The organism is Candidatus Seribacter sulfatis (assembly GCF_964187635.1).
In the GTDB taxonomy this organism is placed as follows: Bacteria; Verrucomicrobiota; Verrucomicrobiia; order Opitutales; family Seribacteraceae; genus Seribacter; species Seribacter sulfatis.
Map to the genome: position 1 here is coordinate 1 of NZ_CAXLMO010000115.1, position 21,977 is coordinate 21,977.

Genomic DNA, 21,977 nt, shown 5'->3' on the forward strand with positions numbered 1-21,977 from the left:
AGGGTTTGTAACCCGAAGACGGGTACATCGAATCGTGTATCTTGACTGGGCTTGCCGAGTTTTACAAAAAGACAGTTTTTTGCCCCAAATGTTCCGGCTCGTTCGAGCATGGCATTTGTGCCTTCGAAGGCTTCGACTGCCAATACCGTACCCCGGCTCACCACTACGCCCTGACCCACATCAAGCCGGGCATTTTCGCGGGCGATCTCAATGCCATGGGCGAGGTGCTGGGGATCGATTTTTTCCTTCCCTTTGACTATCATTCCCTCCTCGGTCATGTCTTCATCCATAAAGACCCGTGCGTCGAGTAGGTGGACACCTGATTTTTCAATTTCATCACCAATTGCGCCAAATATAGTTTCCGCATTTTTGCGATCCAGTCCGGCAAGCATACGAATGGCTTTAAGATCCGGGTGTAATCCGCGAAAGAGTTTTCCCGGGGTTACTTGTCCCGCCATTACCGCATAGCCGGAATTGAATTTTTTTAATTCCTTGAGAAGTTTTCCGACCTGTCCGACCTTAACCGCGGATCGTTCATGGACTGGGAATGAACTAATTAACTTCTCTGATGTTTCTCCGCCCAATTCGATCAGTCGGACCGCAATTCCGGCAGACCGAGCTCGTTCGGCCAGTAAAATAGGATAGGTTCCCTTCCCCGCAATAAGAGCAAGCGGTTTGCTGGCGTCAAAATTGTCGGGTAAAAAACGACTCATTACTAAAAGGTTAGCCTTTTACCGCAAGGTTTACGAGTTTTCCCGGAACGTAAATTTCTTTCATGATTTCTTTACCGGTTGTGAATGCCAGTACTTTTTCATGCTCTTTCGCAGTCGCAATGATTTCTTCTTTACTTGCGTCCTTGGCAAAATTTGCTTCTCCACGAAGCTTACCATTTACCTGAAAGACAATGGTTATCTCATCGCTTACCAGTAATTCTTTACGAGCGACTGGCCATGGTTGATTCACGATTGATTCGGTACCCCCCAATTTCTGCCATAGTTCTTCAGATAGGTGGGGAGCAAGGGGGGCAAGAAGTTGTAAGAGTATTTTGATTGTCCCGTCAGAAAAGGTATCCATTTTTTGCAGATGGTTCGCTAGAATCATCATTTGAGAGATTGCGACATTGAAACGCAGATTTTCAATAGACTCCGTTACTTTGAGAATAGTTTCGTGTAAAAGCCGAAGGGTTTCAGGATTCTTTTCTTCGCCTGCTGAGTGTTTTTCTGAAGAACTTGCTTCGCGAAAAACTTTTTTGAGAAATCGATGTACTCCCTCAATTCCCTTCTCGCTCCATGGTTTTACTGCTTCCAGTGGACCGAGAAACATTTCAAAAAGTCGAAGTGAGTCGGCACCGTAGGCATCAATCACCACATCCGGACTGACCACATTACCTACACTTTTAGACATTTTGTTACCATCTTCTCCCAAAATTAAGCCTTGGTGGAATAATTTTTTATAAGGTTCAGGGTGTGCGAGTACCCCTTCGTCGTGAAGGAACCGATGCCAAAAGCGGGCGTAAAGCAGGTGAAGTACCGCATGCTCTGCTCCACCGATATAGAAATCTGGACCTCCCCAGTACGCTTCTTTTTCAGAATCAACTAAGTTTTCAGTATTATTGGGATCGAGGTAGCGAAGGTGGTACCAGCAAGACCCCGCCCATTGTGGCATAGTATTAGTCTCCCGGGTTGCGGATACCCAGCTTTGTCCATCTGGCTTCGATTCGCTTCGGGAAAGAGATTGACCGGTGGAAAGATCAAACCAAATTTCAAGCCAGTCGGGAATTGTGGCCAGCGGGCTTTCCCCGGTTCCCGATGGCTGATATTTTTCAACATCGGGCAATTGTAAAGGAAGTTCAGACTCTGGAAGAGGTAGTGCATAGAGGGTGACTCCATCCTTATCGGAAGTAACCGGCTCCTCTGGTAAAAGATCTCGAATAACTCCGGTGGTTGCCTTTGCTTTTTCAAAATCCTGGTGGGATACCCAAACCAGTGGGATTGGTTCTCCCCAGTAGCGTTGTCGCGAAAAAATCCAGTCGCGTAATTTATAATTCACCGCACCTTTCCCCATATCTTTTGATTCGAGATCGGTAATTATTTTGGCTTTGCATTCATCGGCCTCCATCCCGTCGTACTCAGCAGAATTAACCATAATTCCTGGTCCAGAATAGGGGAGCTTGGCTTTTTCTTCATCTCCATCTATGCGAGCGATTACTCGCGTGATTGGAATTCCGAATTTTTCCGCAAATTCAAAGTCCCTTTCATCATGAGCTGGTACTGCCATGATTGCACCGGTTCCGTAAGTAATAAGGACATAATCTGCAACCCAGACAGGAACTTTTTCTCCACTTACTGGATTGAGGCAATAACTCCCTGTGAACACACCTGATTTATCTTTGGCAAGATCTGTCCGGTCGAGGTCGCTCTTTTTAGCGGCTAACTCAATGTAAGCTTTTACTTCATCTTTGTTTTCTGGACTGACAAGTTTGTCAAGAAGCGGGTGTTCGGGTGCTACCACCATGTAAGTAGCACCGAAAAGAGTATCGGGACGGGTGGTGTAGACCTCCAATTTCTCCTCCATTCCCTCGATTGAAAATTGAACCTCGGCACCTTCCGAGCGGCCAATCCATGCCTTTTGTTGTCGCTTGGTGGAGTTCGGCCAATCGAGATCGTCCAATCCGGCGATTAACTTTTCTGCATAGGCCGTAATGCGAAGAACCACCTGTCTTAGATTTCGCCTTTCCACCGGATGACCACCCACTTCAGATTTTCCATTGACCACTTCCTCATTTGCGAGAACAGCAAGTAAGTTGGGACACCACCAAACGGGTTTTTCAGCTACATAGGCAAGTCCCCGTTGGAAAAGTTTTAAGAAAATCCACTGGGTCCATCGATAATAGTCGGGATCGGTCGTGTTAATTTCACGGTCCCAGTCGATCGCAAATCCGATACTTTTAATTTGTCGTCTAAAATTATCTACATTTTCCTGAGTGGTAACCGATGGATGGGTTCCAGTTTTAATTGCGTATTGTTCTGCAGGTAAACCGAAAGCATCCCAACCCATTGGATGAAGTACATTAAAACCGCATGCCTTTTTGTATCGAGCGAGAATATCAGAGGCGACATAACCTTCCGGGTGTCCAATATGTAAACCGGCACCTGAGGGGTAGGGGAACATATCCAACGCATAAAACTTTGGTTTTTCTGAGTTATCCTCCGCTCGGAAAGTCTTTTCTTCTTCCCAAAATTTCTGCCATTTTTTCTCGATTTCGAGAAAGTCGTATTGTTTTTCTTCGTCTGCCATTTTTTAATTTAAGTGAGGTTTAAGATGAAGACTTTCTTTGGATTTGGCAAAAGTAAACCCTGGTGATTGTAGGTGTTGGGAAAGCTGCGAATCTACGAAATAAAAGATTTTGCAAGTAAACAGGTTGCTCGCTGCGGTTTTAATTTCAATTCTGCCCGGATTTCTTTTCTTCCAGTAACTTCTTAATTAGTTCCATTTCTCCGGCAATTTTTTCCATTTTTAACTGTAAGTCGTAAATTCCGTCGCGCAAGGGTTCAGGACTGGTTTTTCTACGAATTAATTCTTGTTTTATTTTCATTTCAGCATTCGATTCGTCCATGCTGTTCATAATGACTCCGATTACAAGATTCAGTACAATCATGGTTCCAATTAATACAAAACTCACAAAGAATAAAGCCCCCCCAAGAGGCGAGGCGGATGAAATTGGGCTCCATTTAGCTAGGTCATTGGAACTGTAACCGTAATTTTCTGATCCATACATATTGATATACATTACATCGGTCCAATCTTCTAAAGTAACCACCCGAAAAAGAGAGAGAATGGAAGTTTGGAGATTTCTAAAGTGTATGGGGTCATTTTCCGCAAATAAAAATACCGCCATCGTGCCATAGATATAAAAAAGAAGAAAAAGCAGGATACTGACATAGAACATCGACGGTAGACTTCTTAGTAGGCAACTGACAAGGAGTTGGAGTTTTGGAATTGCCGATACCAAGCGAAGAACTCGAAGGATACGTGCTAACCTAAGAACGGGAAGGAAGTCCCCACCCAAATGGATGACAGGACCGAGCAAGCAGGCGACGACAATAATAAAATCAAAAACATTCCATGGATTTTTAAAATAATTTTGGGGACGATTTCCTTCTGCTAGAATTTTAATGACTGCCTCAATTACAAAAATTCCCAAAATGAATGAATCCAAGGTGTTGAGAACGATGGCATGCTCCCCAGCAAATGCTTTGAAGGTTTGAACGCCTACCACAACTCCTGCAAGTAGTATGGTGACCAGTATAAGCCTTTGAAAAAATTTACTGTTAACAATCGATTTACAATTCGAACTCATGGGGGAAAATCTCCGTTGTCAATAGGTACCTATTACGAATACTCAGTTACAATATATAAAATAAAAATGGGGGGCAAATGCGAAGACTGAATAAAAGCTGATTCACCCGGTCGATCTGGTTTTACTTAATGTCGGTTCCTGGATCGATTTCGCGGTCTATTTTGGGAGGGTGAAGAATTATTCGGATTCGGTTTCCTTGAAAATCTTCTCTGCTGGGGTCTGCTTCTATTCGAAAATTCATCCTCTCTGGTTTTATTTTCCACTTTTGGCAATTCGGGGGTTTCTTTTTCTGGTATTGGTTTGCGGAGTAACTTCTCAATACTTTTAAGTTGGTCCGCCTCGTCTTTTCCACAAAATGAGAATGCCTCTCCCTCTGCACCCGCACGGGCGGTACGACCAATTCTATGGACATAGGTTTCAGCTTCCACCGGAAGGTCAAAATTAATAACATGTGTCACATTATTGATATCCAATCCGCGTGCTGCCACATCGGTAGCAATCAATGCGCGAGAAGAACCGCTTTTAAAATTTTGGAGTGCCTTGGTTCGGGCAGCCTGGCTTTTATTTCCATGAATTGCGGCACAAGAGATTTCTACACTCTGGAGTTTTTTTGCCACTCGGTTTGCCATGTGTTTCATCTGGGTAAAGACGACCACTTTTTTTAAATCCTCATTTTCAAAAAGTTTGAGAAGCAGATTTAATTTACTACTTTTGGGAACTCGAAAAAGAGATTGTTTGATCCTGTCCACAGCTGGTTCCTTTGGTGCGATTGAAACCCGAATAGGATTTTTCCGCACCATAGAAAGAGCAAGTTTTTCCATCGCTGGGGGCATGGTTGCAGAGAAGAATAAGGTTTGTCTATCCTCAGGGACAACCTTGAGAATTCTTCGAATCGCATGAATAAATCCCATGTCTAGCATACGATCGACCTCATCAAGGATAAAACAGGAAATTTCTTCCAGGTGGATATACCCCTGATCCATTAAATCGATTAACCTGCCTGGAGTAGCAACTAGAATATTCACTCCTCTTCGCAATGCATTTACCTGTGGTTTTTGTCCCACACCTCCAAAAATAACAGTGTGACGAAAGGGAAGGTTAGTGCCATATTTTTCTATACTTTCTCCAATTTGTGAGGCAAGTTCACGAGTGGGCGCAAGCATTAAAACTTTAGGGTTTCGTGTTTTAAACTGACGATCGTTAGCCTGCATTCTTTGTAACAGAGGAAGCGAAAATGCTGCCGTCTTGCCCGTTCCCGTCTGGGCAATCCCAATCACATCTTTCCCTTCAGAAATGGGATGCATGCATTGCTCTTGGATCGGAGTTGGCTTTGTATAGGATTGTTCAATAAGTGCCTTTTTGATCTCGGCACAATATTCTTGAAACACACCCTGTAACGGTACTGCGTTTGAGGGAACAATATTTTGTTCGTTATTATTTTTCATAGGTTTATCCGGAAGTTATACAAACCTCCGAACGCCGGATACGAACAAAAGCATAAACACTACAATGAAACAAAATGGAATTTAACTGGTATGTTTAATTAATTACACCCAACTCAATTCAATCGCATGTCCCAACCACACGCTATATACAATAGAACAATGTGTAATTAGGCAACGCCTAAAGAACTAACCTGCAGTCTTATAGTTTGCCGAAACTGTTCTGGGATTCCTTAACCGATTAAAGACGGAAGTTGTGCGTAAAGCTTGGAACAACCGTATCCAATCGAAGAAACGATTTCATCGTAATGGTCATCGACATCCTCATCCTCACCCCTTTCGTAGGGATCCTGAATGTAGGGATCACTCCCAGGAGAAAAGAATATACCAAGCGGGCGTGATAGTCCGCGGATAAATGATTTGTGTAAATTTACAAACTCTTCACTTTCATGATCTAGAGTAATTATGATGTCTGCACTCGCAAGATCTGGAATTGTTGCGAATCTGGAAAACCCTTGTAAGAAATATCCGAGTTTAGTTGAAAATTTACTCATTCTCGCATCAATTGGACATTGATCATAGGCTTCGGTTACACCTCGTGATGAGGTACGGACTCTCCCAAATAATTGAGTTCCTTCAAGAAGAGTACGCATCATTTCTCTGGCAAGAGGGGAGCGCGACATTCCTCTCTTGCTCAGAAATAATATTTTAGTGAGTTCGTTACCACCGTAGGATTGATGATCCGCGTTATTCGAAGGAAGATTAGGACGAGAGAAATTGTCGTCGATGTTGTGGGAAGATTTTTCTTTGTTCCAAGGTTTGTTTGTATTGTTCATTGTAGTTTTTCCGCCAGGTTCAACAATTGTTATATAAAGATGTTATAGTATAATAAATTAAAGTATCAAATTTGAGACAAATTATTACCGTTTTCGTAAAAGTCGAAAAAGTTAAATTAATCCTTCCATCTTACCATTTTGCACATCTTATGCCAAGTATAGAATAAGAAATATTTTGTTTAAAATTCACACCTCTATTTATGTGGTTTAAACCCGAGCAATTTAATTTAAGTCTCTGTCTACCATTGATTTAGCTTATGCCTGGATTGTGCGTTTTAGTTTGAAATAAAATTTCAAACGATCCTTGGTAATAAAATTTCAGGAATCAATAATCTATACAGCCTCAATTGATAAGGTTTATTGGAGTAAGATTACTGCTTTTTTTGGAGAGTCTTTGTTAATGGACCCACAATTTCTACAAAGTTGCCATCCGGATCTTTAAGCATCAGAAGGCAGATATCTTGCGGTAATCCTTCAGGGAGAACCTGGGGGCTTTGTGCGTATGGTTGATAACCATATTTTTTTGCCCGGGAAATAACTTTTTCAACATTATTTACGAATAAGGTAAGATAGGAAAATCCGGCAGTAGAATGTATGTAGGGCTGTTTCACAATGCGGGTTGGCTTTTTTCCAGCCACTTGCATTAGCTTCAGTTTGGTGGAACTGTTTTCATCCCCTAGGCGTAGCACATGAATGTTCAGTTCAGTTCCATCTGTTAAACCCACTAACTTGGGGAATTTTCCGGACACTTTAAAACCATCTTTTTCCTGAAAACCAACAACTTCCTTATAAAATTGAAGAGACTTTTCAATATCAGTGACTACAAGGCCAATATCAATAGTCTGGTTTGCAAAATTAGATTTCTCCCCCGCGCTTCCAATAAGAGTTGATAAAATAAAGAGTAAAAGGAGACAGGTTTTCATTGGATTAATTAAATGAGTAAAAGGAATAGAAAATAGTAAACTGCCAAGAATACTTTTTCTGACCTTTTACCCGCAAGCTCATAAAATAATATGTTTTTAAATATATTTCATACTTGATCAAAATGTCGCTCTATCTTTTAGGTAGTAATGATGAAATATTTTAGTTTTTTAGCACAGATTTGTATATTTTTTAATTTCCTTTCGCTTTTCGGGAAACAAGATAAGCCTAATGTTATCCTTATTTTTGCGGATGACCAAGGGTACGGAGATCTGAGCTGCTTTGGATCGAAAACAATCAAGACTCCTCATATTGACCGAATTGCGCAGGAGGGGAGGAAGTTTACCAGCTTTATGGTTGCATCTCCCGTTTGTACTCCCTCTCGTGCCGCTTTAATGACCGGTTGCTACCCCAAGAGGGTGGGAATGCACCAACATGTTTTATTTCCCACTTCTACGAAAGGGTTGAATCCATCAGAGTATACTATTGCTGATCATTTTAAATCGCTCGGTTATTCAACTGCCTGCTTTGGTAAATGGCATTTGGGGCACCACAAAGAAGTCCTTCCTACCTCGAACGGTTTCGATACTTATTTTGGAATACCTTACTCCAACGATATGAACCATCCAGATAATAAGGGAAAACCAAAAGGGGGGGCCGATGGAATGGATATACTATGGGCGGACCCCGAGTCCACGCTTACGAAATGGAAAACTCCTTTATTTGAAGACGAGAAAATCGTGGAACTTCCTGTCGACCAGCGTACAATTACGAGGCGTTGTACTCAAAAATCAATTGATTTTATACAGGCGAAGAAGGATTCCCCCTTTTTTATCTATGTACCGTATTCAATGCCCCATATTCCGCTCTATGTTCCGGATGAAATCCGCGACCCAAATCCAAAAAATGCTTACATCAATACCATCGAGCATATCGATTCCGAGGTCGGTCGGATCTTAACAACCCTGGACGACCTGAAGCTTAGCGGCAAAACCTATGTGATTTATACTACTGACAATGGTCCGTGGTTATCATTCCGTCATCACGGTGGTTCTGCCGGTTCATTGAGAGAAGGCAAGGGAACTACCTTTGAGGGGGGGCAACGAGTTCCATGTGTGATGCGCGGACCGGATATTCCAGCAGGTACAGTATGCCAAGATTTAATCGGAACAATTGATCTTTTACCCACCTTCGCCGCTATTACCGGATCGCAACTTCCTCAAGGGAAAAAGATTGATGGTGTGAACGCGATCAATTTACTTACCGGCACGGGTAAGTCGAAAAGGAATGAATTTATTCACTATACTTCGCGTGGAGAAGTGGAGGGAATTCGACAAGGAAACTGGAAACTTTTGATCAAGAAAAAACGAGGCAAATCAGTGGGCAAAAAAGATATTTTATTATTTAACTTGGAGAAAGATCTTGAGGAAAAAAATAATCTGGCATCCCAGCGACCCGTTATTGTGACTAAACTGCAATCACGAATGGAACAACTTGATGCAGAAATTACTCAAAACGCCCGTGCACCTTGGAATAAGTGATAATCGGAGCAGAGACCGACCACTTGTTAAGTGCAGGGCTATCGCAGTATAGAAACTGATTTCTGCACCGCTGTTACAAATCGTTCGGCATCTTCCATAGAATTGTAAAATGCAAATGACGCTCGTGCGGTGGCTTGAACACCAAGTACTTTCATAAGTGGTTGGCAACAATGATGACCGGTGCGAATCGCAATTCCTTCCCCGTCTAACAGGGTGGCAAGGTCATGGGGGTGCACGCCCTCAATCAAAAACGAAATAACCGAAGCCTTATTGGGAGTTGTGCCGTGTATGGTAAGACCGGGTATAGAAAGAAGTTCAGTCTGAGTAAACTGAAGCAGTTCATTCTCATGCTGGGCCAGTTCATTCATGTCATGTTGGCGAAGATAATCAATTGCTCTGGCAAGGCCAATAGCACCTGATACATTGGGAGTACCGGCCTCGAACCTTTGCGGGGAAGGGGCATAGGTTGTACCGCTGAAACTTACCTCATCAATCATATCGCCACCACCTTGGTAGGGCGGCAGAGATTCAAGGATTTCCTTTTTTCCATACAATACCCCGATACCCATCGGACCAAACACCTTGTGTCCTGAGAACGTAAAGAAATCACAATTCATTGCTTTTAAATCAAGCTTTCCGTGAGGCACACTTTGTGCCCCGTCCACAATTACATGTACATCATGCGAGTGAGCTTCTTCGATGATCTGTTCAACCGGATTAATTGTTCCTAAAGAATTGGAAATATGGCAAAGCGATAAAACCTTAGTTTTTTCCTGTGCGAGCAAAGAGCTTAATTCATCAAGATCAAGTGAACCATCTTTTAGTATTGAAACCACTTGGATCTCAACACCTCTTTGTTTTGCCACCATTTGCCAAGGTACGATATTGGCGTGGTGTTCCATTTGAGTAAGAATGATGCAGTCGCCTGGGTTCAAATGTCTTTGTGAAAAGGATTGGGCCACTAAATTGAGCCCTTCCGTAGCTCCCCGTACAAAAATAATTTCCTCGGAACTTACATTAAACCAATCTGCTATTGTTTTCCGTGCATCGTGGTAAAGCAGCTCCGCTTCCTCTGCTAATGCATAGACTCCACGGTGAACATTTGAGTTATGCTCTTTATAATACTCAGCTAAAGCTTCGATTACACAATCAGGTTTTTGAGAAGAAGCCGCGTTATCCAAGTAAACCAATGGTTTCCCGCGATTTAGTCTTTTCAAAATAGGGAAGTCTTGTCTTATTTTTTGAATACTATTGGACATGATTAAATTCTCTGAGCTTGCCTTAAAAAATAAACGGGGTGAGGGAGAAGTAAATTTCTCCACATTTTCGAAACAGGATAGTAGTTGAACGGATATTTATTTGAGACTATCTATTTGAGAATCGAGTTATCCGCAACTGCAGAAGATGAAATTCTTAATTAGGATGGTAAAAATTGCCAAGTCGCTAATAATCTCCCCTCTTCAGTTCGTTGAAAGGAAACTCTTGTTTTGGAATAAATTCCGTGCGGTTTTTTAAACTGAAAGTAGTGCTCCCAACTCTCTTCATTCTGCTTGGGCATGAAAATCTCATTCGGTTCATTATCTGGGTGAATCCGGGACATTAAAAATTCGGGATTCAATAGGTCATATTTATCATATCCCGTAATTGCAGTGGCATTATCAGAAAAGTAAGAAAAGAAAAGAAAGTCATTTTTATTATCTGCTTCGAGAAGAATGATTTTCAGTGCATATAAAATATCTGCATTTTTAGCTAACTGGGAACCGAGTTTTAGAAATATTTGTTCAACTGAATCCTCCTCAATTGGCTTCATGTATGAATTTTCCAATCCATCCAGATACTTCTTGATCGCAAATCGCATGATCTGTGAAACCGATCGGTTCTGTCGAAAAGATTGTTTGGTTATGGACTCTTTTTCCAATTCATTTAAGGCAACCGAAACCTGTGTTCTTTTTTTTGAATTTGTGGGCATTGTACAATCTTGATTGGTAGTATTAAAAACCTATCTTATACAAATATTAAATGCTAGCTTAAAGCTAGTCTATTAAATGGCTTAGTGTAAAATTTTTGTTTCGGGCAACGCTTTTCTTAGCCGAGCAATACCCTGTTCGCTCACATCGGAATTCCACAGGTAGAGTTCTTCCAGTTTAGTTAAAGTTTCTATGGACTTAATGCTTTGATCGGAAACTTTTGAACTTACTAAGTTTAAATAAGTAAGGTAGGGCATACTGGTAAGCTTTTCGACTCCACGATCAGTGATGGAAGTATTCTTTAAATTGAGCCAGGTTAGATTCTTGAATTTCTTTACCTCGCTCAATACACCATCTGTAACCGATGTGCGTGAAAGGTCGAGGTGAGACACATTATTTTTAATTCCCGATAGGGCACCGATAGCGTCATTTTTAATTAAATTGGGTCCAGAGGAAAATTCTGCCCGAACCATCGAGTGCCTTGCAGAAAGCAGAGTTACTAACGCACCCGATTTTTGTGCCGCATCCATTTGTGGCTTGGATGGTGGCTTTAATCGTTTGGATAATTGATCGACTAAGGATAAAACTTTTTCGTTACCGGTGGGTTTAGCAGAGATGTCTTCTTTTTTTTCTGGGACAAATGTATCCGATGGATTTTCTTTCGCCCCTTCAATTATCCATTGTTTGAACATATTGATCTCTTCTTCAGTGAGCGGTTCACCTTTGGGAGGCATAATTTCAGGGTCATCCGCGTCAAGGGTTATTACTGCATGCAAAGTACTTTCCTCGGCGTTCCCTTTTTCAATGATCGTGCCGTCGAGGTTTCCCTTAATAATCCATTCGTAAGTATCAAGGCGAAGACCGGCCTTGGGGTGGATTGTCCTTCCGTTTTTAACATAGGGTTCACTGTGGCAGTCCAAGCATCTCTCTTCAATTAATGGAAATATATGGTTGTGAAAACTGATTCCTTTCCCCATGTCGCTTGCAGTATTTCCCGTTCCGCCAGCAGAAGGTTTTGCCCCTTCTTCTATCCAGCGTTTGATCGCATCTATTTGCCCTGCAGTAAGTGCACCACCTTTGGGGGGCATAAACATATCATCTTCTTCGTCCAAAGTAATTACTTCATAGAGATAACTGTTTTCCAGACTACCAGCTTCTACTACTGTGTCATCCAAGTTTCCCTTCATTACCCATTCATAGGTGTCAAGGCGTAGTCCTGCTTTGGGATGAATCGTTCTTCCATTTTTATCGTAGGGTGCATTATGGCAACTTTGACAACGCTCCTCCAGGATTGGTAGTACATGATTCGTGAAGTCCACCGGTTCATCCGGGCCGGGTAGAGAAACCACATTTTTTGACTCCATCGCCAAGGACGGATCCTGGCCTAAGTTTACTGGTTTGTAGGCGAAAAAAGAACCTTTTCGAAAACTTGGCTTTGGTTTAGCGATTGGTCTTGGATTCGTAGTTTCTTCGCTATTTGAGACAACGGAAGGCTTTTCATCCGGTCTTTCCATCGCGTCTAATTTCCTAGGGTCACCTTTCGGAATTTTTCCTTCCCTTGCAATTTGGATCAGATATTTCTGATCATCGGGAGATAATTGCTTGAAGGGGACGGGGTAAAGCTTTTTATCCTTACCTTCGATGTAGAAAGTTTGTCCTTCGTAACTAAGCACACGTCCCCCAAAAGCCTGTCCTGAAGAAGCAGTAAAGGTACGAAAAGGTTCTTCTCCCCACGAAAAGTGAGAGAAACCGAAAATAAAAGCAAAAATTACAAACCAGCGTCCCGCCATTATTGAGTGGGGCGAATTACGCCAATACTTCGAACAATGGATTTCCATCATGGGCAACCGTGAAAGGCCTTCCTGATGGGGAGTATTGAACATCATTCAATGGTAAACCAAGCGCGTGTGCAATGGTGGCGTTTAAGGATGCTGGATCAACAAATTTACCCTCTTCGGGGTTGCGGCCCACTTTGTCCATTTTACCGTAAACGGTACCACCTTTAATTCCGCCACCAGCGAGAAAAGCGGTGAAACCATAGGGCCAGTGGTCCCGTCCATCACGTGGATTAATCTTAGGTGTACGTCCGAACTCCGAAGTCAGAACCACCATTGTTTCCTTTAACAGACCACGCATTTCGAGGTCGAGCAAGAGGGCACTTAATGCTTTGTCAATATCCAGGCAGTTATTAGCCACTGCTTCAAAATTGTTATCATGAGTATCCCAACCACCACGACTTACTTCTACATAACGGACTTGGTTTTCAATTAAGCGGCGGGCAAGAAGACAACCCTGACCAAAATTTGATTTACCATAAAGCTCGTGCATTTGCTCAGGTTCCTGTGTGATATCAAATGCCTTTAAGTCTTCACTACGCATCAGTTTGACCGCGTCTTTGTACAGGTCTGAATAGGCACGGACCTGTTTTTGGTCGTATTGGTTGAGGTAGGAAGCATTCATCTTCTGAGCCAATGCCAATCTGCCACCAAATCGAGACTCGTCCAAGTAATCAGCAGACTTGCTGTTTGCCAAACCGGCAGATGGATTTCCGATGGGTAAGGGACCATGTTTGGATTCGAGGAAACCGGCACCGGCTGGATTCGAGCCAATTTGTACATTCATTGGAATGGTTGTGTTGATGCTTCCTGAAAGTTTCGATACCCAGCTTCCAAAAGTGGGGTGGGCAATAGTACCACGTTTAAGGTAACTGGTGTGCATCAAGTAACTGGCTTGTTCATGTGCACCCTGACTGGTGGACATTGTCTTGATGATTGCAGCATTGTGCATGTGTTTAGCAGTGAGGGGTAAATTCTCGGAAAGAAATACTCCGTCTGCCGAAGTGGCTATAGACTTGGTTGGTCCCTGAATATCCGGTGCATCTGGATTAGTTCCAAAAGTATCAAGGTGAGACATCGCACCAGTCATATTTAAATAAATTACATACCGTGCTTTCGCAGGTCTGGAACCAGGGGTAAGTGCACTTACACTGTTGTGGATGTAGGAACCTGCCATTGGCATGAGTCCAACCCCGAGACAAGCTTTCGCAGCACTTGCTACAAATTCCCTACGATTCAATTCGTCCAGTTTATACATATCAGTCTTCATAATGCTATCCTCCTATATAATAATTTATTGTTATTGAACAAACATGAATTCATGGCTGTTCAAGAGTGCCCACACCACATCTTTGTGAAAGTCCTCTGCATCCAATTTGTTAATCATGTCTTTAAAGTCACGTAACTCAGTTGTATTCGGTTTCCTCTGTAAGATGGCAAGAAATGCAAGATTTACTTTTTCTTCCATCGTTGGACCTTCTGAGATTTTGAGTAGAGTGTGCGATTTTTTATTGCTCACCAAGTATTTCTCAACATAACCGTTGATCATTGCCAGTACCTGATTGACAGCTGCTTCCTTATGAGAAACTTGGATTTGGTCTCTTCGTGAACCACCAAATTGAATAATAATGTGCCCACGAGGTGCTGGGTCGCCTACTTCGGATGCCCGTAGGGAATTTGCGTCTCTAGTGGGTGTGCCGGATCGTTTGTATGAACTGCTATCCATGGATGCGGAGGAAGTCTTGTCCATACCATTCATCATACTTTTCGCCATATTGGAATCCATGGCGGGGGGGGCAGCAGCAAATTTATTCTTACAACCATTGCAGCAAAATGCCACGGTTTCACCTTTTGCATTTTTTGCGGTAATCGAGGGGTCTGCTCTACGGTCTGGCTTGATAGGGCACATCTCATTCAACTGAGTAGGTTTCATGGCAGCCATCTGTGTTTGTTTTACAGCTGGGGGAAGTGCGGCTAAAAACTTATTTTTACAGCCATTACAGCAGAATGCCACTGTCTCACCCTTTTCATTCTTGGCGGTAATACTTGGATTTGCATCCCGGGTTGTCTTGATCGGACACTTTTTGTTTATGGGTGCGGATGGTTTTGCCGCCATATCCATATTTCGGTTGGCTTTCTTGGAGTTGTATCTTTCCATTACCTCTTCGAAAATATCCTCAGCACTCATTTGAGAGAATCGAACAAATCGATCAAAACCGTCTTCTGGTGTTCTTGAGTTAATTCTTGTATCCAAGTCCGGGAAATTCAAGGTGACCAATGAGTCCCATATCTGTTCCCCTGACATCCTTGTTAGAATAGGGCCTTGATAAAAGTAGGGTGCTGCTCCCCGTTTTGGAAAGTCCGGGTTGGGCCCCGCGATTACCCACTTCACTTCAGGTGGCATCGTTTCATCCTTGGAATCTTTGGAAGTAATTTCCCTTGCCGGTGCCTCTCTTTGGAATGATTTGGTATTATAAATAATTCGAAGGAATTCTTTCATGTCATAGTCGAGTGCGACCATCAGTTTTTCGAGATGGAGCATTAACTTAGGATGGGTGGGCAGAGTATCATCGTACATGTTGTCGACAGGCTCAATAAGTCCGATCCCGAAAGCTGTTTTCCACAACCTGTTTGCAATAACAGTTGAAAATCGAGGATTATCAGGAGATGCAAGCCAACTGGCATACGAAGCACGTGATCCTTTTTCTTCAAGATTTTCATCCAATTCCACAACCAATCCAAAAATGGTTTTCGCTTCTAGTTTTTCGCCGGGTTTTGCATTATCGTACTGATAATCATTGGGCAGTTTGATTTCTCCTTTGCCTAAATCATCCAACCCAGGGCTTAGTATATCCTTCACATAATCAAAAGCTCTGTTTATTTGATTTCTTTCCTCCTCATTTTCTTTCATTTCGGCACGAACCAATTTATTAAGATCATTCAGTTGATCACTTCTGCGATTCACACTGCCAGTCCCATGAGTAAATGCGGCCATTTCATAGAATTGTTTTTGAGTCCAACGATCAAAAGGATGATCGTGGCATTGCGCACATTCCAGACTCGTTCCTAGGAAGACGCGGACGGTATTGGCCATGTTATCTAATCCCATTCCTTGGTCTCGGTAAAAGTATCCAACAGAACCATTCCCTCTTTCCCACATGGGACCCTTAGAGGAGAGCATTTCTTCAACCCAAACATTGTAGGGTTTGTTGGCAGCAATTGAATCCTTAAGATACCGTACGAACGGATAACCGTCAGAACCCTGATTTCCTACTCTTGTTTTTGCACGCAAAATATCTGCCCAATAAACATACCAATTTTTATTGTACCCTTCCGATGCGAGTAACTTGTCGATCAGTTGCCCCCTTGCTTTACGATCTCTTTTAGCCAGAAACTCCTGAGCCTCTTCAAGTGTGGGAATTCGTCCGATAATTTTAAGATAGGCTCGGCGTAGAAAAGTTTCGTTGGATATTTCTTTCCCGGGACGTTGGTTGTAAGAGCGTAATTTCGCCTCGATAATTTTATCAATAAATTGTGCGTTGATTGCTAAGTCTCGTTCCGCGAGAGGACGATTGAAAGAGGGTAAGGCATCATGATTGGGAGGAAAGTTGTTTTTGACAAAAGCTTGATCGTTTTCGGTGAAAATATCCAAACTGATTCGAAAAAGTTGTAAGTCCTTGGATCTTTCAAGTAAAACATCCCCATCTTCGAAGTATTTGATTACCGTTCCGTTTATTTTCTGTCCATTTAATGAGTGGAAATCACGGTTCATTGCAAAAAGCGAATGACCGATTGAAAAAACAAATATAAAGGGTATAAAAAGAACCAATTTCATAATATTCTATAATTTGATGTCTGAGGAAATTTTCTGCAAGCTAAAACGAGGATTAATTCTTGATTGAGTTGCTCTGGAAACTGTAACAGATAGTAGTCGAAGGTCATTAAAGAACAGATTTTCCGAAAATAAAGTGGAAGGGTGCAAAAAATGATACTGCGTAAACCTGAGTGTGAACTATTAAGAGTAAAAGCATTTAATTTATCTCTGCCATGAGTCTGTGGTTTTGGACAAAAAACATTATTGATTTCGTTTATTTTACTGGGAATTTTTACATTGGTCGTAGGCGAAGTATAGTGCGATATGGCCAACGGGTATGGTAACAAGCAATCCAACGCCAAGGCAAATTACTCCCAGAATTTGAAGAAAGCCGATTGCAATAAAGAGGATGATTAGTTTTAACCAATTTCCCTTGGCAACCAATCTTGATTCTTGGATGGCTTCGATAAAAGATAATTCTGGACGGTCAGCCAGTACACAGGGAGAAAAAGTCCACCACATCGATAATATAATCCCGGGGATAATAAAAAATACAAAACCGATTCCGATTATGAATCCTAGTACGAGGGGGCCAAACATTTTTTCAATCGCATTTGAAAAGTCAAAAAGATCTCCTATGGCCATTTTTGTTCCATTTTGCTGAAATCTCTTTGCACAGGTAAAGAAATTCACTGCTAGCAGAGGAGCAAGAAGGGCTCCGATTCCAGTAGAACTTAGAACGCTGGATAAGACCAACCAAGAGATGGAGCCAATTGGATTTGCTTTGAAAAAAGAGAATGCTTCACCAATTGCAGAACCAATTGTAAAACTACCTCCTCCGCTTCGAATGTTACTGGTTTGATTACCGGGTTGGGGAATTTTGGTTTGTGCTCCCGGATTCTGTGCTGGGCTAGTTGTCTTTTGCTGCTGTGGTATTTGGATTCCAATGGCCGCAAATGTAGGAGATGAAATGGGTTCCCAATTAGGCATGCCTTCTTGCCAGGCTAGTGTTTCTATTCCAATTTGTTGAGCCACAAGCATCTGGTTGACTTGTGCAATTTCGTAGGGTCCTATTTGTTGTTGATTACTGTTGAGATATAAGCCCATTTAATTCTCTTAGGAAAGATCTAAGTTTTGGTCAAGTAAGGTTTGCCCGCTTGGAATTGCCAGATTCTAAATCCTGTGCATAGTAATGATTAAATCTTATGGCGAAATTATCCCCGAAAAGCATGTTTCTTAGCAGTTTTTTAATTTACTGCATTCTTAGCTTGTTTTTTTATTCCTGTGGTTCTGAAGAATCGAATAGTTCGAAACGAACCGACGGAAATAAATTGGGAGATTATCGACTGGATGAGTATGTGGGATCTGAGTCCTGCGCTGAATGTCATGCCGAGGCCCATGCCAAGTGGGAGGAATCACACCATTACCATGCGATGGAATTACCGGGGCCCGAAACAGTCCGTGCGGATTTTAATAATACAGAATTCGTAAATTACGGCGTCACCACCAAGTTTTTCATGGAGGATGAAAAGTACATGGTGGAAACCAACAATCAGGACGGGGATATGGAAACTTTTGAGATTGCCTACACCTTTGGTTGGGAGCCGCTTCAGCAGTTTTTAGTCAAGTTTCCGGACGGTCGAATGCAGGTTTTACCAACCTGTTGGGATGTTGATAAAAAAGAATGGTATCATTTGTATCCCGATGAAAAGATTGCTCACGATGATCCACTCTTTTGGACCCGTTCCATGCAAAACTGGGATCATATGTGCGCGGATTGTCATTCCACCAACCTGCGCAAGGAATTTGACGATGCTAAACAAACCTTCTCTACCGCTTATTCCGAAATGAATGTGGCCTGTGAATCCTGCCACGGGCCGGGCCGAGATCATGTTGAGTTTGCCAAAGAAGGAAAAGGGTGGGGGGAACTTGAACATTTTGGCTTTGCAGACATAAACAGTTCAAATGTCGCGCAAATTGAATCCTGTGCTAAGTGCCATGCCCGGCGTGGCTTTGTACACCCGGGGCACCATGCCGGCAGTAAGTTTCTTGATCACTTCCTACCTGAAGTGACACAGCCCTGGTCTCCCGATATGAGTGTCCCTACCTATCATGTGGACGGACAAATTGATGATGAAGTTTATGTATACGGATCTTATATTCAGAGTAAAATGTTTCACCAGGGGGTCAAATGTGTGGATTGCCATGATCCGCACACCGTAAAACTCCATACTTACACGAATCAATTGTGCACGCGTTGTCATGTGCCGAATGAAAAAAATCCTACCGGTTTTGACACATCTGCCCACCATTTTCACCAATCTGGAACACAGGGAGCCCAGTGTGTGGAATGTCATATGCCGGAAAAGACCTACATGGGAATTGATGCGCGCCGAGATCACAGTATCCGCATCCCACGGCCGGATCTTTCCGTCAAGCATGGCTCGCCCAATGCCTGCAACCGATGTCACACCGACCAAGATGCCCAATGGGCTACGGATGCAGTCGAACGGTTTAAGGGAACGGACCGACCGAAAGAAGTTCGTCACCCTGAAGCTTTTCATGCATTAAGAACAGGCAAGCCGGAAGCCGAAAAACTCCTTTTGGCAGCCTGTCAGGATCCCGAGTCTCCCGCTTTTAGCCGTGCGGGTGCAATGCTTGCCCTGCGCCGTTTTCTGAGTGATGCCTCCTTTGACGAAGCCCGTCGCAACCTGGACTCGAACCAATCAGTCCTCCGTGTTGCCGCTGTGTCCAAACTGGAAGACTTACCACCTGAGCAAAGCCATGCCTCGCTTGTGCGCATGCTTCACGACCCTATTGTATCGGTGCGAACCGAAGCGGCCCGCATTCTTTCGCGCTCTCCACAAACTCTATTTGAAGAGAGCGATTACAAACTTTTCCGCGTGGTCTTTCAGGAATTAAAGAAACGGTTTGAGTACAATCTTGACCGTCCAGAATCTCACTTGTCACTTGGTATTTTAGCCGAGAATCAAAATGACCCGATTCTCGCCGAGGAACATTACCGTTCTGCAATTAAGCGTGAAAGTACCTATGTGCCCGCCCGAATGAACTTAGCTACTTTGCTCAGTAAGCGTGGACGAAACCGAGAAGCTGAAAAACTTCTTCGCGAAGCCATTCGCTATCAGCCTACATGGGGACAGGTTTATTATTCACTCGGTCTACTTTTAGCCGAGGATCGTTCCCGACTGCCCGAAGCCACCCGTACCCTTGAAAAAGCCGCCGGTTATGCACTCGATAATCCCCGGATCTTTCACAACCTTGCTATTGCCTATTGGCAGCAGGAAAAAGTTGACCCTGCAGTTACCGCTTTTCTGCGGGCCATCGAACTGGAGCCCAATAATCCTCAATTTGTGCAAAACCTGCTACAATTGCTTGCTCAAAAGCAAAGATGGAAAGAAGCTTTACCCTATGCCCGCCGAATGGTTGAATTAACCCCAAGAAATCCACAGGCAATAAACTTCCTTCGTCAAATCGAACAGTCAATCAGTCCCTAGTTTTGAAGTAGAAGTTACTATTCTATTTGAGTTCAATTCAGGTATTTGAATTAGTAAGTTCTCTGTAGTTAGTTAGACGTCTGAAAAATAACCATCATCTCTTGTCTGTTGCCATTCCATTTGATGAGGATCTTTGGCTTCAAATTGGATTGGGTTTTTATCGACTGACTTGAGGTAGTCGTGCTTCCTTATTTTTTCCTGCATTTCCCTCCATTCCGCCTCGCCCACAAGAATTGAACTTCCTTGGTCTGTAAAGATTAGGACAGGTTGTCCTGTTTGATTTGTCTTCTCAATCAATGCGGAAAGTTTACCTTGTGCAATCCACGACTTAATCGAATCCATAACTTAAGCTAATCGAGTATATTATAAAGTCAAATGGTAGTTTGTGTTATTTGGAAATTTTTTGAGATGGCGGGGAAGGGCGGTACCTATCTTTACAGAAACGGAAGAAAAGGCTAGAAAAGCAATTTTCATATCAAGTAATTTCAGATTTATGTAGTTTATCGATTTGTGTTACATCTTCACTACAAGTCTTACCGCTCAAAGGTTACCAACAATTTATTTTAATGTATTGTCGGGAAATAATCGGAACTATCCATAGGTAATCGAATGATATCGGATTACCGATTGTCATTTTGTATGTGGGGACCTGTACCCCAAATCGAAGTGGTATTTACCTTCTCCTTATTGTGTGGTGGAGAGAAGAGAAATCGATTACTTGCGAACTTGTTTAATAATATTCTCGGTTTCAGAAACAATTACATCCCCCATACTGCTCGAACCGCTTCTCAAGTCGACCAGTTCAAGAATGTAGGTGTAAGTTTTAAAAATAACCTTATTTTGATATTCTCGATTTTCGAAAATCTTTTGAGTCAGTACATAGTCGGGTTGATTTGCCTGGGCTCTTCCCTGCTGTGCCTTGGCAAACCGGATAAATTCATTAAGGCTCGCATTTGAACTCGAACCTGCAATACGGGCCAAACCGGATTGAGTAATCACATTTTTCAAACCATTAATCCGCAGAGCCTCCGGGAATTCTACAGCAACCTGTGCCGTCATCGGTCCAATCGCGATACGGGGTGGTTGTCCACTTGCGGTTTTTGCGAGTGGGGACTGCATTAATTTAACAAACATCTTGCTTGAGAATTCGTCGAGGTCACGGACGGTAAGGTCACGATATTCAGTTACTTGGGATGAGTCCACCCGTATGGTTTTGCCACTCTGGCAGGAGGAAAAAAACAAGGCGATGGCAGTGGGAATAGCAAAAAGAAGGAAGGAATTTTTCATAAATTAAATTGGTGGAGGATTTTTAAGAATTAGATTCCTTTAAAAAGGACCCGGAAGTCAGAGGCATTCCCTCGGGGGTCAACATCTTTTATCGAGATGATTTGATTACCGTTCAAGCTCGAACGGTTCCAGGAAGAGGAGGAAGAGTCTAAAGTGCCACTTTCATCCAGCCAGTCAAATTTGTAGTTGAAGCGAATAGGATGGGTTGATGAGTTTTGAATTTCCACCTGAGCGATCAGTTTACCATCGACCCGTTTCTTGGACGAGCGGAGAACCTTGATTGGGCGAGTTTTCTTGTCGGCGTTGACAATTTGATTGATCGAAGTTCCTTCGGATCCGGCATTATCATAGGTTGCCACGGGACTCTTATTATAGGTGGAACAACTGGAGACCAGTCCGAGGAGTACAGTGGCGAGCGAAATTGGTTTTATCACAGTTCTGAGTGGTTTGAATGGTTGA

Annotated in this window: 17 protein-coding genes; 2 read left to right on the forward strand and 15 right to left on the reverse strand. The window is 42.8% G+C overall.

Annotated elements, in window-relative coordinates; translation table 11 throughout:
* The 6 genes from ACKPQ5_RS10425 to ACKPQ5_RS10450 form a co-directional block, all read right to left on the reverse strand.
* The coding region (locus ACKPQ5_RS10425; RefSeq protein WP_407679048.1) for an LpxI family protein at window positions 1-713 on the reverse strand (713 nt) is incomplete at its 3' end.
* 10 nt (window positions 714-723) lie between these two features.
* The gene (gene leuS, locus ACKPQ5_RS10430; protein WP_407679049.1) at window positions 724-3,297 is read right to left on the reverse strand and encodes a leucine--tRNA ligase; all 2,574 of its coding nucleotides are present in this window, start codon (window positions 3,295-3,297) and stop codon (window positions 724-726) included.
* 145 nt (window positions 3,298-3,442) lie between these two features.
* On the reverse strand, window positions 3,443-4,360 hold the full coding sequence (locus ACKPQ5_RS10435) for an ion transporter (protein WP_407679050.1): 918 nt from the start codon (window positions 4,358-4,360) through the stop codon (window positions 3,443-3,445).
* Window positions 4,361-4,485: 125 nt separating this feature from the next.
* On the reverse strand, window positions 4,486-5,805 hold the full coding sequence (locus tag ACKPQ5_RS10440; RefSeq protein ID WP_407679051.1) for a DEAD/DEAH box helicase: 1,320 nt from the start codon (window positions 5,803-5,805) through the stop codon (window positions 4,486-4,488).
* Between the two features lie 230 nt (window positions 5,806-6,035).
* On the reverse strand, window positions 6,036-6,638 hold the full coding sequence (locus tag ACKPQ5_RS10445; protein ID WP_407679052.1) for an arsenate reductase/protein-tyrosine-phosphatase family protein: 603 nt from the start codon (window positions 6,636-6,638) through the stop codon (window positions 6,036-6,038).
* 371 nt (window positions 6,639-7,009) lie between these two features.
* Window positions 7,010-7,561, reverse strand: coding sequence for a VOC family protein (locus ACKPQ5_RS10450; RefSeq protein ID WP_407679053.1), 552 nt, complete (start codon window positions 7,559-7,561; stop codon window positions 7,010-7,012).
* Between the two features lie 150 nt (window positions 7,562-7,711).
* Here ACKPQ5_RS10450 and ACKPQ5_RS10455 point away from each other — a divergent pair, with 150 nt between their 5' ends.
* Window positions 7,712-9,100 (forward strand): sulfatase family protein, encoded by a 1,389-nt coding sequence (locus ACKPQ5_RS10455; RefSeq protein WP_407679068.1) that lies wholly within the window; start codon window positions 7,712-7,714, stop codon window positions 9,098-9,100.
* Between the two features lie 38 nt (window positions 9,101-9,138).
* Here the strand turns inward: ACKPQ5_RS10455 and ACKPQ5_RS10460 are convergent, their stop codons facing one another.
* From ACKPQ5_RS10460 to ACKPQ5_RS10485, 6 genes are all read right to left on the reverse strand, one after another.
* Window positions 9,139-10,359 (reverse strand): aminotransferase class V-fold PLP-dependent enzyme, encoded by a 1,221-nt coding sequence (locus ACKPQ5_RS10460; RefSeq protein ID WP_407679054.1) that lies wholly within the window; start codon window positions 10,357-10,359, stop codon window positions 9,139-9,141.
* 158 nt (window positions 10,360-10,517) lie between these two features.
* The gene (locus tag ACKPQ5_RS10465; protein WP_407679055.1) at window positions 10,518-11,069 is read right to left on the reverse strand and encodes a hypothetical protein; all 552 of its coding nucleotides are present in this window, start codon (window positions 11,067-11,069) and stop codon (window positions 10,518-10,520) included.
* A gap of 81 nt (window positions 11,070-11,150) precedes the next feature.
* Window positions 11,151-12,953, reverse strand: a complete 1,803-nt coding sequence (locus ACKPQ5_RS10470; RefSeq protein WP_407679056.1) for a c-type cytochrome domain-containing protein — start codon at window positions 12,951-12,953, stop codon at window positions 11,151-11,153.
* Entirely contained in the window at window positions 12,874-14,172 is a 1,299-nt protein-coding gene (locus tag ACKPQ5_RS10475; protein WP_407679057.1) for a DUF1501 domain-containing protein, read from the reverse strand. Before ACKPQ5_RS10475 ends, ACKPQ5_RS10470 begins: the two co-directional genes overlap by 80 nt.
* A 30-nt stretch (window positions 14,173-14,202) precedes the next feature.
* On the reverse strand, window positions 14,203-16,737 hold the full coding sequence (locus ACKPQ5_RS10480) for a DUF1549 domain-containing protein (RefSeq protein ID WP_407679058.1): 2,535 nt from the start codon (window positions 16,735-16,737) through the stop codon (window positions 14,203-14,205).
* A 258-nt stretch (window positions 16,738-16,995) separates the two neighbouring features.
* Window positions 16,996-17,823, reverse strand: a complete 828-nt coding sequence (locus tag ACKPQ5_RS10485) for a GYF domain-containing protein (RefSeq protein ID WP_407679059.1) — start codon at window positions 17,821-17,823, stop codon at window positions 16,996-16,998.
* Window positions 17,824-17,921: 98 nt separating this feature from the next.
* Between ACKPQ5_RS10485 and ACKPQ5_RS10490 the strand changes: the two genes are divergently transcribed.
* On the forward strand, window positions 17,922-20,231 hold the full coding sequence (locus tag ACKPQ5_RS10490; protein ID WP_407679060.1) for a tetratricopeptide repeat protein: 2,310 nt from the start codon (window positions 17,922-17,924) through the stop codon (window positions 20,229-20,231).
* 72 nt (window positions 20,232-20,303) lie between these two features.
* Here the strand turns inward: ACKPQ5_RS10490 and ACKPQ5_RS10495 are convergent, their stop codons facing one another.
* The 3 genes from ACKPQ5_RS10495 to ACKPQ5_RS10505 form a co-directional block, all read right to left on the reverse strand.
* Window positions 20,304-20,573 carry a hypothetical protein gene (locus ACKPQ5_RS10495; RefSeq protein WP_407679061.1) on the reverse strand — a complete coding sequence of 90 codons (270 nt, stop codon included), beginning with the start codon at window positions 20,571-20,573 and terminating at the stop codon, window positions 20,304-20,306.
* A gap of 372 nt (window positions 20,574-20,945) precedes the next feature.
* Window positions 20,946-21,518, reverse strand: a complete 573-nt coding sequence (locus ACKPQ5_RS10500) for a hypothetical protein (RefSeq protein WP_407679062.1) — start codon at window positions 21,516-21,518, stop codon at window positions 20,946-20,948.
* 29 nt (window positions 21,519-21,547) lie between these two features.
* Window positions 21,548-21,952, reverse strand: coding sequence for a DUF1425 domain-containing protein (locus ACKPQ5_RS10505; protein ID WP_407679063.1), 405 nt, complete (start codon window positions 21,950-21,952; stop codon window positions 21,548-21,550).
* Between the last annotated feature and the right edge of the window lie 25 nt (window positions 21,953-21,977).

Excerpts from the sequence above, each read along its gene's own strand:
- ACKPQ5_RS10450 (WP_407679053.1), bottom strand. The coding sequence starts at position 7,561 with ATGAAAACCTGTCTCCTTTTACTCTTTATTTTATCAACTCTTATTGGA.
- leuS (WP_407679049.1), bottom strand. The coding sequence starts at position 3,297 with ATGGCAGACGAAGAAAAACAATACGACTTTCTCGAAATCGAGAAAAAA.
- ACKPQ5_RS10490 (WP_407679060.1), top strand. The coding sequence starts at position 17,922 with ATGGCGAAATTATCCCCGAAAAGCATGTTTCTTAGCAGTTTTTTAATT.
- ACKPQ5_RS10485 (WP_407679059.1), bottom strand. The coding sequence starts at position 17,823 with ATGGGCTTATATCTCAACAGTAATCAACAACAAATAGGACCCTACGAA.
- ACKPQ5_RS10495 (WP_407679061.1), bottom strand. The coding sequence starts at position 20,573 with ATGGATTCGATTAAGTCGTGGATTGCACAAGGTAAACTTTCCGCATTG.
- ACKPQ5_RS10455 (WP_407679068.1), top strand. The coding sequence starts at position 7,712 with ATGAAATATTTTAGTTTTTTAGCACAGATTTGTATATTTTTTAATTTC.
- ACKPQ5_RS10500 (WP_407679062.1), bottom strand. The coding sequence starts at position 21,518 with ATGAAAAATTCCTTCCTTCTTTTTGCTATTCCCACTGCCATCGCCTTG.
- ACKPQ5_RS10435 (WP_407679050.1), bottom strand. The coding sequence starts at position 4,360 with ATGAGTTCGAATTGTAAATCGATTGTTAACAGTAAATTTTTTCAAAGG.
- ACKPQ5_RS10445 (WP_407679052.1), bottom strand. The coding sequence starts at position 6,638 with ATGAACAATACAAACAAACCTTGGAACAAAGAAAAATCTTCCCACAAC.
- ACKPQ5_RS10465 (WP_407679055.1), bottom strand. The coding sequence starts at position 11,069 with ATGCCCACAAATTCAAAAAAAAGAACACAGGTTTCGGTTGCCTTAAAT.
- ACKPQ5_RS10460 (WP_407679054.1), bottom strand. The coding sequence starts at position 10,359 with ATGTCCAATAGTATTCAAAAAATAAGACAAGACTTCCCTATTTTGAAA.
- ACKPQ5_RS10475 (WP_407679057.1), bottom strand. The coding sequence starts at position 14,172 with ATGAAGACTGATATGTATAAACTGGACGAATTGAATCGTAGGGAATTT.
- ACKPQ5_RS10480 (WP_407679058.1), bottom strand. The coding sequence starts at position 16,737 with ATGAAATTGGTTCTTTTTATACCCTTTATATTTGTTTTTTCAATCGGT.
- ACKPQ5_RS10440 (WP_407679051.1), bottom strand. The coding sequence starts at position 5,805 with ATGAAAAATAATAACGAACAAAATATTGTTCCCTCAAACGCAGTACCG.
- ACKPQ5_RS10470 (WP_407679056.1), bottom strand. The coding sequence starts at position 12,953 with ATGATGTTCAATACTCCCCATCAGGAAGGCCTTTCACGGTTGCCCATG.